Source organism: Neobacillus rhizophilus (assembly GCF_018343535.1).
Lineage (GTDB): Bacteria > Bacillota > Bacilli > Bacillales > Cytobacillaceae > Neobacillus > Neobacillus rhizophilus.
The window spans coordinates 270,575-285,227 of sequence record NZ_JAGYPF010000001.1 but is presented as its reverse complement, the minus strand read 5'-3'; the positions used below and the strand labels follow the sequence as shown (position 1 = coordinate 285,227).

Here is a 14,653-nt window from a genome sequence, read left to right as displayed (position 1 = left end):
CAATCACCTAATTTAAAAAAGAGGTACGATCATAGTCTTCAATCATTTCCTTTAAATCATCGGCATCGTGGCGCACTTTTAAATCTAGGTACATCACGGCATATCCAACCGAGAAAATCATTGTTGTAACTAAGGTCACAAGATTTGAAATAATGGTAAACAATACGCTATTTCCTAAAGCCAGCCCAATTGTCCCTTCCACTGAGAAGCTGATAATAGTAATAATTAAATAAAAAATAATATAAAGTCCCATTAGCGGCCATGTACGTTTCTTGGTCAATCTCCAGCTTCTGCCTAATCCTGGCGATTGTCTGTCAAGAACTACCGACCCGAAATAAAAACTCCAGCGCGTTAAAAAGTAAGCTATTATTGGTGCAAAGATTAGAAATAACCCGATCGCTAATAATATGCCTAAAACAGGATTGGCCATTGAGCCAATTACTCCTGAAAAGGCGATGATTAAAATAGGAACCAGCATGATGCCAAAAACAAGCAATCCAAATAATATACTGCTGCCCAGCATTGGCCAGAATCGTGATAAGGCTTGCTTGATAACCGAACCGACTGTAAACTCCTCATTTTTGCGAATATGATTGACTGCAAAAAGAATAGCTGCCTCTGTGATCGGACCTAGAATCACTGTGATAAGTCCAATCACCGCCATTCCAATGTCAGCCCCAAAGCTTCCGGCGTCAAAGGTTCCTTGATTTTCAAAGCTGGTCATGAATTGCTCGAACCAATCCCCGCCCCCTTTCGATTCTCTAAAGAAGCTTGTTCCTGATATTAATAATATGATGGCTTGCAATAAGTAAACAGGACCTAAAAGCAAGAGAAAAATCATAAAAAAATCCTTAAATCTGTTTTTACTTAAACTGAATGTATGATCGAGTATTTCTCCGAATCCTTTCGGCTTTGAAAACTTAGAATCCAATCTATAATCCCCCTTACTATGTTTGTCACAACAATTATTTTAACATTACTTTTGTCTAATAAGTGTAAAAAGTTGCAAAAATTTACAAGTCCCATTAAATAACAAAGGCTCCCCGAGTTAACTCAGGGAGCCTTTGTTTTATTTGGAAGAACCGTCTTGATCCTTGTTATAGTTATATTTTGTTCGGTCGATTGGTTTAAAGCCATCAGGTGTATAGAAACGCAATAAGTCGCCATTTACGACTTTATCGGATTCTGCCAGCTTTTGGTCCACGATCTCGTGGTACTTCTTAGCCTCATCCAATTTATCCTGTGAGAGCTCTAAACCAGTCGTAGAATCATAATATTTATCTCTAACAGCTGTAATGGTTGGACTTACATAATCGCCATTACGGAATGGCACTAGTTGGTCGTGTTGTTCTGACAATAAATCAGTACCAAACTGCACATACTGTTTTGAATCAATTCCTAACAAGTGCAGCAGTGTAGGAAGGACATCGATTTGGCCGCCGTATTCATGATGAATTCCTCCCTGGATGCCAGGGACACGAATAAATAATGGAACACGCTGCAAGCCGGCACTTTCAAACGGAGTAATTTCCTTCCCCAATACCTGAGCCATTGCTTTATTATGGTTTTCGGATATTCCATAATGGTCACCGTACATAATAATAACAGAACGATCAAGTAATCCTGTCTGCTTTAAATAATCAAAGAACTCTTTTAAAGCTTCGTCCTCATATCTAGCTGTTTGGAAATAATCATCAACCGATGCATCACCAGTTTCTGCAGGTGCAATCGTTGCCAAGCTTTGGTCCATTTTATATGGATAATGGTTGGCTACCGGAATAAATTTCGTATAAAACGGCTCTGGTAAAGTTTCTAACATTGGTTTAGATTGTTGATAAAATGGTTTATCCATCATTCCATATTCCGCTTGATCTTCTGGGTTTACATGATAATATTTTCCGTCAAAAAAGTTATTATAACCAAAAGATTTATAAATTTCATTGCGGTTCCAAAAGCTTCCTGAGTTTGCATGAAATACTGCAGATGTATAACCCTGCTGACCTAAAATCCCCGGTGCTGATTGGAATGTGTTCATGCCTTTTGTCGTAAAGGCAGCACCTTGCGGCAGTCCGTATAAGGAATTCTCAAGCATAAATTCAGCATCTGCTGTTTTCCCTTGTCCTGTTTGATGGAAGAAGTTATCAAAGTAAAGGGTATTCTGGTCACGTGTTAACGAGTTTAAAAATGGTGTTACCTCTTCCCCATGAAGCTTATAATTAATTAAAAAGTTTTGAGTCGATTCAAGATGCAAATAAATAACGTTCATGCCTTTAGCGGCACCAAAATATGCCGGGTTCGGTGCAGCATAATTGGAGTTGGTGTAGTTTTTCACCTCAGTAACATCGTCGCTGCTCGCCATTACCCGTTGAGCAGAGGCTGTCGTACTTTTCACCGTATCATAAATCGTGTAATTGTACATACCTAAATATTTTACAATGTAATTTCGGTCAAAGCCTCTTGTTAATAATTGTGGTCTGTCAGCTTCTGCTAATGAAAGATTAGCACAAGAAATGGCAAGTGCCATGGAGAATAAAGCAGCCACCTTCGGACGGCTCATATCTTTTTTCTCGATTTTCACAATCTTAAAAACAAGTAAAGCAATTAATAGAATCGTATCAATAAAGAATAAGAAATCATATGGCTTCAATAAAGAAGACACACTGCTGCTGACATCACCAAAGTTCTGTGTTTGGGTTAATGTTGGCAACGTGATGAAATCATTAAAGAACCGATAGTACACTACATTAGCAAACAATAAGAACGATAATAGAAAATCAATGACAATCAGTGTAATATATTTTTTTCTGCCTTTAAATAATGCGGAAATCCCTAAAAATATTAATGCCGATCCTAATGGATTTAAAAATAATAAGAACTTCTGGATTGAATTCTGGACTCCTAAGTCAAATTGTGTTAATTGGGTAACATATGTTTTAATCCAAAGAAGAATGACGGCCAAAAAGAAAAAGCCAATATATTTTTGAAAAATACTTTGACCTTTCAGTTTCATTATTAAGCACCTTCCTTCTAGCAACTCATTATTGCATATTTTTAATTACTTTCCTATATGGGATTAGTACTATTTAGCATAATAATTATCTTAAATGGTAAATATGAACAAACTATGAATAAAACAAGAAAAAACGTAAATGACCTGCTCACAAGATAGTAACTATACTACTTTTTTTGAAAAAGTCAACCCATATGTTTAATGCAATCTTGTCCATTATATTTAGGCGAGAATGGTATAATACATGTAATCTTGATATTTAATTACATATGTTTCCATCAATAGATCTGAGGTGAAAAAAAGTTTGTCTCTAACAAAAAGACGTCAGGAATTCCTTGATCATATCTACCGTCAATTTAAGAAAACAAACAACCCTGTCCATTATTCGAAGGTGGCGGAAGCCATTGGCGTAAGCAAATGGACAGCCTATGATGTATTAAAAGAATTGGAAAACCAGGGGCTTGTAAAAAGAACGTATTCCACGAATGAGAATGAAGCAGGTCGTTCACTTGTTGTCTTCTCCCCTACAGAAATTGCAGAAAGCTTTTTCCAAAAAGAACGTAGAGAGCTATCAAATGCGGAAGAGTGGGAAGTCATCCTGCCAGAAGTCATTAAATTAGTTGATAATCCGCAAAATCTGCCGTTAAGAGAAGCGATCCATCATATCATTTCGCTCATGAAAAATGTAGAAGTTAAGCTGGAGTTTTGCGCCTACTTTCTTAGTATTTTGCTATTATACTTGAATACACTGGGAAAAAACGTGAAGGAATTAACGGTGAACTTAATCAATGCTTCCAAGGAAGCAAAGTTGCAGTTAACTGTTTTTACCGGGGCAGTTGTTGGTATGATTATTCAATCAGTTGGTGAGGAATTAAGTCCTGATATGGTGAAGCTCGTTCAACAATTCCTTGACAATGTCAGCGAGCTTAATGCTGGCGAATTAAGTTTATTAATTAATTTTATTGGACAAAGTTAAAATCAGCCGAAATCGGCTGATTTTTAGTTTCATAGATAGTTTTTTGGTTTGATTTCAATTCTAGTTTATATACTACAAAGGAAGTATATTTCAGAATTTTTTAAATATTCTCTTGACGTTCTCTCCATTTTTACGATATATAGTTTGTATACTTTTTTGGTTTTTTGGGTATTTTGTGTATTTTTATTTTTTATTGAAAGCGGGGGATTATTGATGTACGAATTATATTGCAGAACGTATCAAGGTGGGATGAAGGTAGCCTCCTTTATACTTCCTTGGCGAGAGCCGGAATTATTAGAAGGAGAAAACAGCCTAAGTAGACTTCCAAGCCTTATTAAAAGTATGCGAGTTGAAAGCGTTTTAATCGTGACAGATCAAGGGATTATTTCCATTGGCCTGATGGACACTTTTTTAGATGGCTTGAAAAATGGGGGCATCCAATTTTTCATTTATGATAAAACCGTTCCAAACCCAACAATAGAAAATATTGAAGAAGCCTTTCAAATGTACAAGGAGAATAAATGCCAGGGGATTGTTGCATTTGGCGGCGGCTCGCCAATGGATTGCGCAAAAGGTGTAGGCGCCCGCGCGGCAAGGCCTAAAAAAAGTATTCCACAGATGAAAGGTGTATTGAAGGTATTAAAAAGAATACCACCTCTGTTTGCCATCCCAACGACAGCAGGAACAGGCAGTGAAGCAACGCTTGCCGCTGTTGTCTCAAACAGCGAGACACATGAAAAGTACGCGATAATGGACACGGCCCTTATCCCCCATTATGCTGTATTAGATCCGCTTCTTACTGTTAAGCTTCCTCCCCATATCACTGCTGCAACCGGTATTGATGCACTGACACATGCAGTCGAGGCGTATATTGGGAAAAGTAACACGAAAAAAACAACACAGTGCAGTATTGAGGCGGTACAGTTAATTTTTGAAAATCTTTATGAATGCTATACAAACGGTACGAACATTCAGGCGAGAACGAACATGCAAAAGGCTGCATATTTGGCGGGAATCGCTTTTACCCGGGCATATGTTGGCTACGTGCATGCTATCGCCCATACCTTAGGCGGGTTTTATCAGGTTCCCCATGGTCTGGCGAATGCGATTATTCTTCCATATGTACTGGAGTATTATGGGGAATCCGCTCATAAACCGTTGTCAGAATTGGCAGATTTGGTTAACATAACAAAGCCTACCGATACTGTTGAACAAAAAGCGCGGAAATTTATTGATGCCATTAAAGAGCTTAATGAAAAAATGGCTATTCCGACCAAGGTAAACGGAATCATCGAAAAGGATATTCCGCTCATGGTGGAACGGGCTTTGAAAGAAGCAAATCCTCTCTATCCTGTTCCAAAGATTTTTTATAAAAATGACTTATTAAAGCTTTATCATCTGATAAAGGAGTAGATATGAATATGAGTATTTCCTCTCCCGTTTTAAATGAAAATGAAGGCGGTACTAAAGAAAATTACAGTTTCCTAGTTAATAAACAAAAGGCTTTCTTCCGTAAAGAACAGACAAAAAATATTTCCTTCCGATTGGCTGCCTTGAAAAAATTGAAGGATGCCATAAAGGTAAATGAGCAAGAGATTATGGCAGCATTAAAAGAGGATTTAAATAAATCAGAGCTTGATGCGTATGCGGCAGAAATCGGATTTGTCCTTGCCGAGTTGACTTTTACAATTAAAAACTTGAGCTCTTGGGTTAAAGTAAAAAGTGTCAAAACGCCTATGACCCATTTTGGTTCGACGAGTTACATTTATTCAGAACCCTACGGTGTGGCATTAATTATTGCGCCATGGAACTATCCATTTCAGCTGGCGATTGCTCCGTTAATCGGAGCGATTGCGGCGGGAAATTGTGCCGTTTTGAAACCTTCTGAATTAACACCAAAAACGTCTGAAGTATTGGCGAAGCTTATCAATGGTCTTTACCCTGAAGAGTATGTTTCGGTTGTTGAAGGCGGTGTAGAAACGAGTACAGCGCTCCTGGAAGAGAAATTTGATTATATCTTTTTTACTGGAAGTGTACCTGTCGGGAAAATTATTATGAAGGCGGCGGCGAAACATTTAACTCCGGTTACGTTAGAGCTTGGAGGCAAAAGCCCCTGCATCGTCCATGATGATGCCAATCTTAAGGTAGCTGCTAAACGGGTAGCCTGGGGCAAATTCACGAATGCTGGCCAGACCTGTATTGCCCCCGATTATCTTTATGTTCATAAAAATGTCAAAGACAAATTTCTAAGCGAGTTTAAAAATACGATTAAAGAATTATATGGAGAAAATCCGTTACGTAATTCCGATTTCACCCATATTGTTAGTGAGCGGCATTTCAAGCGGCTGGAGGGCTTTTTGGATAATGGTCAAGTATATTCTGGGGGTAAAACAAATTCGGAAACCCTAGCGATTGAGCCGACTGTTTTAACGAATATAAGCTGGGATGATCCAATTATGCAGGATGAGATTTTTGGCCCGATTCTTCCTGTTATGGAATATAGCAATTTATCAGAAGTGGTCGATGGCATCCATAATCATCCGAAACCGCTTGCCCTTTATATTTTTTCGGAAAATAACCAGGTCCAGCAAACGGTTCTAAATAGTGTTTCGTTTGGCGGCGGCTGTGTGAATGACACTGTCTATCACTTTGTCTCCCCTCACCTGCCCTTCGGCGGTGTCGGACCAAGCGGCATTGGCTCTTATCACGGGAAAGGCAGCTTTGATACCTTCTCCCATAAGAAAAGTGTCTTAAAGCAAACCACCCTTTTTGACATCCCGTTCCGCTATCCGAATTTTAAGAATGGGCTTAAGATGTTGAGGATGTTTTTAAAATAAAGGAAAGTCCCTGATTCTCAAAAAGAATTCAGGGACTTTCTTTTTAACCTATTTTATATTGCTGGTTTTCGATCTGTTGATGGTCTGCTTCAGATTTTAAAATAAACATTACGATTTGATCTCCTGGATTTGAATCCGCCAAGAAGGCATATGCCGCTTTTTGCTCATCAACCTCATCCTGTCCTGGATCCCCTTGGTCAACACTTATAGAAATGCTTACTCGATCCGGACTTTCCTTTGGAGAGCTTGTTATCGAAAAAAAACTTGGTTTAAGTGAAGGCAATAGCTCTAAGAAACGTTCGAATGGCATTTCACATGCTTCATATTTTTCAAGCAAGTCAAGCATCGAAACTCTATTTTTCAAAACAAGTTCTTCATAGACCCCATCCGCTAATAACGCTTCTAATTCCCGCTTATGCGGAGGGCAAACCGTATAGGCAGCTAGTTCACGAATTTGCGTCCTTGTTGCCGCTTCGTTCACTTCCACACTTTGACTTATAAGATCAACTAGACTTACCGGGCGGTCTAATGGAAGATGGGAAACAGAACGGCCGCTTGCGGTAATAATCACATGGTCCTTCCCATTTAATCCAAACCGGTTAAGAATTTGCTGAACGGTTTCTTTGCTATTCCATGAAAAGACCCCAAGTTGGTTACCTTCCTGATAGGTTTGCCCTTCTGGCAAGGAAATCACAATTTGCCGTGTTGGTTCATTTTCGTTATTAAACACTAACTGATTTTCTACAATCGAACCTTGTACGGAATCGTACTTTCCAGCCAAAGGTGAACCCATGACAGTATTGACAAACTGTATGGAAATCGTATTTGACTCTTTTTCAGTCCTTTTGTCCACTTGAATTCCGAAGGTTTTAAAGGCATCCTGCCACATCTGGTTTTTCCATTCTTCCAATTGCTCTTCAAAGTCACCGCCTGCATCACCTTCCCCCCGCTCTGAAAATCTGACTGCTCCTTTAAGGGCAAGTTGTTCATCAATAAAACGAGGCACATCCTGGTAGGTGTTCGCCCAGTTGTGATCTCCACATCCAAATACCGCGTACTGGACACCTTTTAAACTACCTGTTTCCAGATGTTCTAGCCACTGAACAAATTGGCGTGCGTTTCTCGGCGGTTTCCCATTATAGGAGGATGTGACAATGATTACGGCTCCTTCAGTTGGTAACTTACCAATCCTGTCGTTTAGGGGAGCAGCCTCGCTTCTTACCCCATGCAAACGGGCAATATCGGCAAGCTTATGTGCAACCCGTTCTGCTGTTCCCATATTGGAACCATATAAAACAAGCAGCGGTCTATTATTCACGCCAATAAGTGAATACTTTGGAGCTTCTTGGTCATTTTTCGGGGCTGCCACTTTTTCAGTAGATAAAGCAAATGTATCGATTCTTTTATTTTCCCGTAATTTTACAAGAATTTTAAAATTATCCGGTTTCAGCGTTAATGTTTGCTTAATTTTTAATTGATAATTCATATGGTCGATCAAGTCAAAATGCTGGAGAATCATGCCCAATACAACTGTTGCCTCATGGAGGGCGAACTGCATCCCGATACACGCTCGCTGCCCGTTACCAAACGGCTTATAGGCATCTGCGGGAATTTTAGTAATATCTGCAAACCGCTCCGGACGAAAAGCTTCAGCATCCTCTCCCCATGCATCCTTATCGCGATGAAGTTTTGGAATAATAACGGACACATTATCGTATTTTTTGAGCCGGTATTTCCCGCCAATGACCGTATCCTCCTTTGCGTACAAAGTAAATTGGGGCGCAGTAGGATAAAGACGTAATGCTTCATTTAATATCATCCGAATGTACTTAAGGTCGAGTACCTGCTGATACGAAGGAATAGAATCGACTAGAACCTGGTCAACTTCCTTGTATGCCTTCTTCAATACTTCAGGATGCTTCAAAAGTAAGTAAATGGCAAAAGAAAGCAATCCACTTGTCGTTTCATGTCCTGCGATCAGGAACGTAATGATTTGGAACCGAATATTTTCATCATCAAGCCTCTCTCCTGTTAGCGGGTCCTTGACATTCAGCATTCGTGCCAGTAAATCAGTTTCTCCTTGATCGCCGCCTTCTTTGCGTTCAGCGATAATTTTATCTACTAGAGAAAACATTGATTTAATGTCGTGTTCAAACTGCCGCTTGGTTCTTACCATCAGCTGGTTTTGGATAGGCAGCCTTGTGCTTTGGTGCATTGCCTCGTCAAGTGCCCGGATCATACTGATGATAAACGGATTGTGGGTTTCCCGATAGAAACTGTTAAAGCGATAGTTAAATCCGCATAAACCAATCGTATCAAGGGTCAGACGGGTCATATCATCGGGAATATCGATGCTCTCATTTGGATTCAAACGTGACCACTTTTGTACGAGTTGCGAGGCGATGTCAACCATCATCGTATGATAGCCTTTCATTGCTTGCTGGCTGAAGGCAGGCATAAGAATGTTATGAGCTTTCTGCCAATTCGGCTCTTTTGTTTTGCTTGTAAATAGGCCATCTCCTCCCAAAGAACGCAGAAAATACAACCCTCCGGAGAGACTCTTGTCAAAGCGGGATTCATCACAGACCTCAGCGATTAATTCATGACTAGAAACAAAATGCATGATAAATCCGAAAGCCTCAAAGCGAAAAATCGGACCGTATTCATCGGCGATTTTCCAAAATGACAGCGTCGGTGCGTCTTTATCGATCAACGGTATATTTCCTAAAAGGCCATACGTTTTTGGCTGCGGAATCCGCATAAAATTTTCCATAAAAAGCTCCTTTCTGCTTATAAGTCACTTTTTTCCTAATAGGCCGTATAAAATAACATCGGCAATTTCATCCTCCATATGATCGAGCGGTAATTTTTCTGAGATGATTTCTTCCTGGAGTTTTTCAAAGTTGAGTATGGACCAAATAGCGCTAGTGATGCCAAGCTCATATAGAAGGGATTGGACTGGGGTGAGATTTCCGTTAGATATCTTTTGCAAAAGCTGTTCCATACTTTTGTCCTGAATATAAATTTGCTCCATAAACATCTTTGCCAGCTCTGGATGGTTTGGCGATTCCCTAAAAAGGATGTTGAAGCTGTCCAAATTGCTTCGGATTACTTCCACCCTTGCTTTGATGACGTCCCTGACCAGATCGGGATTATGATCAGAATTCATCTTGGGGGGCACAAAAACAGACGGAGTAATGCAGGCAAGAAAAATATCCTTTTTGCCTGAAAAATGTTTATAAAGAGCAGCTTCTGAAACTTCAACACGCCTGGCAATTTCGGCGGTTGTGGCGCCATTATATCCTCGTTCGGCAAAGAGCTTGCGTGCCTCCTGGATAATTTTCTTTTTTGTATCCGATTGCAATCCCAAATTCTTCACCCTCTCTTTTGGTTAGTGAATACTTACTAACTATTATATACAGTATTCAGAATCTTCTGTAACGGGATAATATACCTATTTTTCAAATGAATCAAATGGCGTAAATTTTCTACCTCTTTCACCAAATTTAAGACATCACTTATCACAATTTTTGTTTTTTTATCATTACCTGTATCCTGCTGTTTTTTGGTGTTATTTCGTGTAGAAATATTTCAATATACGAAGTAATATGCTTGTCCTATAATCAAAGTGGCTGAATATTAGAACTAATATTCCCAATATTATATTACCTAGGGGTGGTTTCATGAAAAAAAGAAAAAAAGGATTTGCATCCGTTTTAGCTACAACTCTCTCTTTATCTGTACTCAGCTCCGTAGCATTTGCAGACCAGCCTTCACCTTCACCATCTGATTCATCCACTTCACTGAATATTAAACCGCCAGAGTTTTTTGTTCCTAATGGGCAGAATAAGAAAAATTTTTATGTGGATAAAACACAATTAAATTCTTTATCACATTTAGAAGGGTATGAAACAACAAAACTGTTTAAGGGCATACATAACGGTGCCGGTTACTGGATAGAAGCTCCTAAGAATTGGAATGGCAAACTGGTATTGTATGCCCATGGTTATCGTGGGACTGGCAGTGCTCTAACTGTAACTGCACCGTCTGTTCGTAAAGAGCTTCTTGAGCGCGGATATGCTTGGGCCGCATCGAGTTATAGTACAAATGGTTATGATGTTGAATCTGGTGTAAAGGATACACATGATTTAAACGGTTTGTTTAGAAAATTGGTCGGTAACCCTAAACGTACTTATATTCTGGGCCACTCTATGGGTGGTCATGTTACTGGTGTATATGCTGAGCAGTACGGTGATGTTGATGGAGCCTTGCCAATGTGCGGAGTTTTGGGAGACTCGGAGTTGTTTGACTTCTTTACGGATTATGGGCTGGTGGCTCAAGCGTTAGATGGAAAAACAAAAGAACAACAAAGGTTTGTGGCAGATGATAATTATTTTGTTAATTATGTTCCACATTTAAGAGAAATTTTAGGGAATGGATTGACTAAAGATCCAATTACGGGGTCTATTGTTTTTAAATCATTAACTGACAAAGGGGTATTATTAGAGAAGGTTACTGAAAACCTCTCAGGTGGAGATCGGCCGTTATTTAAAATTGCTTATGAGAGAATGTTTGACGATTTCCTTCTTCAGCGTATGCCAACAAACCCTGCATACGGGGAAGCAACAGGCAATGTTATAAACAATACTGATTCTGTTTACCAGTTAGATAATGATCCAGAACTGTCGCCTGAAGAAGTGGCATTAAATGAAAGTGTCCTAAGAATTTCTAATGATCCAAACGGCCGTCATAATAACGGTTTGGCTGCCATTCCAAAGGTAAACGGAGACCTAAAGGTGCCAACTGTTACGTTACACACATTGGGAGATCTTTATGTTCCTTTCTCAATGGAACAAATTTATGCGAAAAGAGTGGCTGAAAAAAATAAGGAGGACCTATTAGTATCTCGTGCAATTCGTGGAATAGGACACTGTGAATTTACAAATCAGGAACAAATTAATGCATTTGATGATTTGGTGAATTGGGCAGAAAATGGGGAAAAACCAGCCGGAGATAATATCCTTGATCCAAAAGTTGTTGCAGATATTAACTTTGGTTCAAAGTTTACTTCGGTCAGACGCCCATATGATCTAACGCCATGGGATGTTAAATAATAAACTTATGAGAGCAGAGAGACACAACTCTCTGCTTTCGTATTATCATATATTTTATTTGCTTATTCTGTATTAATCTCTTGATCATAAACCATCCACCCAGTCCCATTGATTCTATTTGAAACATCAATAATTTTCTTGTTCACTCTATCAAACTCCGAACCATTTAACTTGGTAGGCTGGTAATTATTTTTCGACGAAACAGAAGAAATCGAAAATGGAACAATATTGATTTCTTTTTTATCAGTCAGCACTCCATTTTCGAGATGAAATGTCTGTTGAAAAACGTACGTGTCTTTATCAGATGGATTCCTGTTTCCTCCAAACATAAAATTCCCAAGACTGTAAACAATAAATTTACCGTTATATTCTTCAATTCCCTGAACGACATGTGGATGGTGTCCTAGAATCAAATCGGCACCACTATCGATTGCAAAGTGGGCCAATGATTTTTGCGAGGCTGTTGGAACGTATTGCCGTTCCACTCCCCAGTGAAAATGAACAAGAACAATCTGTGCCCCCTGCTCTCGCAGTTGTTTAATACCTTGTGAAACCTTATTCCTTACTTCACGTGTATCCTGCCAGCCCTCATAGCCTAAAGCCCCGATTTTTACGCCCTTGACGGTTGTTATATATTGATTTTCATAGCCGAAGTAGCCGATTTGTTGGTTCTTCAAAGCTTCAATCGTGTCTGCATATCCTTTCTGAAGGTAATCATGGATATGATTGTTGGCGAGGTTAACTGCCTCAATACCGCCCAGTTTTAAAATTTCTGCATAACCGGGGTCTCCTTTAAAGCGAAACGTTTTTTGCGCTTTTTGTGTTGAATTTGTTAACGTCGTTTCTAAATTGACCGTAGTAAGATCGTCCTCCAGAAAAATATTATCGAGTCCTTGAACAAAATAAGCCAAACCATTTGCCGATGCTGTATGAACAAAAGTATCTGGATATGTAAAAGTTTCATCTGTCCCCAATGTAAAATCGCCTGCTGCACTTATTTTAATTGTCGTTTCTGCATTCGGCTGAGTTTGTATTTGAGCCTGAGATTGTTCAGGCTGCTCCTCCTCTATCACACTCTTCTCTTCTTTCTTAGAATCATTAACTTTTTCAGAGGAACTCGAAAGTACAGCCTTATCCGTCTTCATATAAAACGCAGCAGCAAAACCTCCGGCCGCTAAAATAAATACTGCAAGCAGGGTAAAACGTAATGAATTTTTGAACCGCTGTTGTTTAGCTGATTTCGTCCTGCTTAAGTGGTTCTTATTCTCCATTTCTCCCAATAGCCCCTTTTTATTTATTTCTTTGGAAATGACTTACATTTACAAATTGTACTATAATTCGAGCTGTGCATAAAGAATTTTCTGAATTTTATAACTCTACAAGATATTACCATCCACTCCTTCCTCCTTATCTGTTAAACTTTTAATGTCATATTTTTATAGGAGGAAGTCAGCCATGAATAAACGAAAAATCCTCCTTGCACTGGTAATCTTATTTACCTTTATTGGAGGAATTGCTGCCGGATTGTTCTTTTCCGCAAATCATCATGATTCAAAAATAGTAAAAATAGATCAATCACCAAAATCCGCTTTAAAACCAAAGGAAAAAGCAATCCCTGAAGTGGAAAAAGCGCACTCAAAAGTTCTCATTGGATATGTACAAGATTTTCGTGACCCAAATACGTTCGAATATGACAAGTTATCCCATGTAATCTTCTCTTTTGTGCATCCGACCAAGGATGGCGGAATTTTGCTAAACGGAGATACAGCGCTTGGTAACTTGCGAGCAATGGTCGCAAATGCGAAAAAACATAATACGAAGGCAATTTTAGCCATTGGTGGATGGTATCACATTAAAGGTGGGGAATCGTATGAATATTTCAAAACGGCCATTTCAAATCCGGAGTCGCGGACAAGACTAGTAAATGAACTAACTGGAATTGCCGATAGAGAAAATTTGGACGGGATCGATATCGATTTTGAACACCCTCGTTCCGCCGACGATGCTCAGAATCTGGCCGCGTTCGCGAAAGAATTAAGCGAACAGCTTCACCCTAAAAACAAAGAGCTTTCTATTGCAGTATATTCAATGATTCATGCAGTAACATTAACGGAAATTGGGTTTGTTAAATATGAGCCAGAAATGTTTCAATACGTGGACCACGTAAACATCATGGCCTATGACGGACAATGGGATGACGGCTACCATGCTGCTAATTTATCTCCCTACCCATTCACTGAAAAAATCGTAAGCTATTGGACGGGACTTTTTGATAAATATAATATTTCAAAAGAGAAATTGGTTTTGGGAGTTCCGCTTTATGCGCAGCCTGAGGATCCAAAAATCAAGCAGGTTTCATTCGGAGCTATATTAAATCAAAATCCTGCCAATGCTGGAGCTGATACAGTCCAAATGAACGGTACAACCTACTATTATAATGGTGAAGAGACAATGAAGAAAAAAACGAGATTGGCCCTTGACCACGGCATGGGCGGAATGATGATGTGGGAGACCGGACTTGATGCCCAAGGACCGGAAAGCATCACAAACACAATCTCAGAAGTCCTGAAGGAATCCGAAAAGGATCCGATAAAATATTACACTGTAAAAAGAAATTAAGGATGAAAGGGCCTGACCCCGCTGCGCTGCTGTTTATAAGTGCAGGGGATCAGGCCTTTTTAGTGTAGAGAATTTATATGACCTCGATTGCTTAAAA

9 protein-coding genes and 1 pseudogene are annotated in these 14,653 nt (G+C 39.4%); 5 read left to right on the top strand and 5 right to left on the bottom strand.

All coding sequences use genetic code 11. The features are described from left to right. Positions 1 to 7: 7 nt before the first annotated feature. Both KHA99_RS01320 and ltaS read right to left on the bottom strand, forming a co-directional pair. Positions 8 to 931, bottom strand: a complete 924-nt coding sequence (locus KHA99_RS01320) for a DUF7847 domain-containing protein (protein ID WP_213115633.1) — start codon at positions 929 to 931, stop codon at positions 8 to 10. A 138-nt stretch (positions 932 to 1,069) separates the two neighbouring features. Next, positions 1,070 to 3,010 (bottom strand): lipoteichoic acid synthase, encoded by a 1,941-nt coding sequence (gene ltaS, locus KHA99_RS01315; protein ID WP_213115632.1) that lies wholly within the window; start codon positions 3,008 to 3,010, stop codon positions 1,070 to 1,072. A gap of 304 nt (positions 3,011 to 3,314) precedes the next feature. Between ltaS and KHA99_RS01310 the strand changes: the two genes are divergently transcribed. From KHA99_RS01310 to KHA99_RS01300, 3 genes are all read left to right on the top strand, one after another. Continuing rightward, positions 3,315 to 3,986 (top strand): helix-turn-helix domain-containing protein, encoded by a 672-nt coding sequence (locus tag KHA99_RS01310; protein ID WP_249366385.1) that lies wholly within the window; start codon positions 3,315 to 3,317, stop codon positions 3,984 to 3,986. A gap of 213 nt (positions 3,987 to 4,199) precedes the next feature. Then, positions 4,200 to 5,399 (top strand): iron-containing alcohol dehydrogenase, encoded by a 1,200-nt coding sequence (locus KHA99_RS01305; protein ID WP_213115630.1) that lies wholly within the window; start codon positions 4,200 to 4,202, stop codon positions 5,397 to 5,399. 8 nt (positions 5,400 to 5,407) lie between these two features. After that, a complete protein-coding gene (locus KHA99_RS01300; RefSeq protein ID WP_213115629.1) occupies positions 5,408 to 6,823 on the top strand; it encodes an aldehyde dehydrogenase in 1,416 nt (471 codons plus the stop codon). A 76-nt stretch (positions 6,824 to 6,899) separates the two neighbouring features. Here the strand turns inward: KHA99_RS01300 and KHA99_RS01295 are convergent. Together KHA99_RS01295 and KHA99_RS01290 are read right to left on the bottom strand one after the other, a co-directional pair. Continuing rightward, positions 6,900 to 9,596, bottom strand: a pseudogene (locus KHA99_RS01295) (cytochrome P450); the annotation flags it as partial. A gap of 24 nt (positions 9,597 to 9,620) precedes the next feature. Further along, positions 9,621 to 10,193, bottom strand: coding sequence for a TetR/AcrR family transcriptional regulator (locus KHA99_RS01290; RefSeq protein WP_213115627.1), 573 nt, complete (start codon positions 10,191 to 10,193; stop codon positions 9,621 to 9,623). Between the two features lie 313 nt (positions 10,194 to 10,506). Here KHA99_RS01290 and KHA99_RS01285 point away from each other — a divergent pair, with 313 nt between their 5' ends. Next, entirely contained in the window at positions 10,507 to 11,937 is a 1,431-nt protein-coding gene (locus KHA99_RS01285; RefSeq protein WP_213115626.1) for an alpha/beta hydrolase, read from the top strand. Positions 11,938 to 11,999: 62 nt separating this feature from the next. On the opposite strand, the gene KHA99_RS01280 is transcribed toward KHA99_RS01285, so the two are convergent. Continuing rightward, complete coding sequence (locus KHA99_RS01280) at positions 12,000 to 13,208, bottom strand: CapA family protein (protein WP_213115625.1); 1,209 nt, start codon at positions 13,206 to 13,208, stop codon at positions 12,000 to 12,002. A gap of 184 nt (positions 13,209 to 13,392) precedes the next feature. Between KHA99_RS01280 and KHA99_RS01275 the strand changes: the two genes are divergently transcribed. Next, the gene (locus tag KHA99_RS01275; protein ID WP_213115624.1) at positions 13,393 to 14,556 is read left to right on the top strand and encodes a glycosyl hydrolase family 18 protein; all 1,164 of its coding nucleotides are present in this window, start codon (positions 13,393 to 13,395) and stop codon (positions 14,554 to 14,556) included. The last annotated feature ends 97 nt before the right edge of the window (positions 14,557 to 14,653 follow it).

What these genes read in the sequence shown, in the direction of transcription:
- KHA99_RS01285 (WP_213115626.1), top strand. Translation starts at nt 10,507, where the DNA reads ATGAAAAAAAGAAAAAAAGGATTTGCATCCGTTTTAGCTACAACTCTC.
- KHA99_RS01305 (WP_213115630.1), top strand. Translation starts at nt 4,200, where the DNA reads ATGTACGAATTATATTGCAGAACGTATCAAGGTGGGATGAAGGTAGCC.
- ltaS (WP_213115632.1), bottom strand. Translation starts at nt 3,010, where the DNA reads ATGAAACTGAAAGGTCAAAGTATTTTTCAAAAATATATTGGCTTTTTC.
- KHA99_RS01275 (WP_213115624.1), top strand. Translation starts at nt 13,393, where the DNA reads ATGAATAAACGAAAAATCCTCCTTGCACTGGTAATCTTATTTACCTTT.
- KHA99_RS01280 (WP_213115625.1), bottom strand. Translation starts at nt 13,208, where the DNA reads ATGGAGAATAAGAACCACTTAAGCAGGACGAAATCAGCTAAACAACAG.
- KHA99_RS01300 (WP_213115629.1), top strand. Translation starts at nt 5,408, where the DNA reads ATGAGTATTTCCTCTCCCGTTTTAAATGAAAATGAAGGCGGTACTAAA.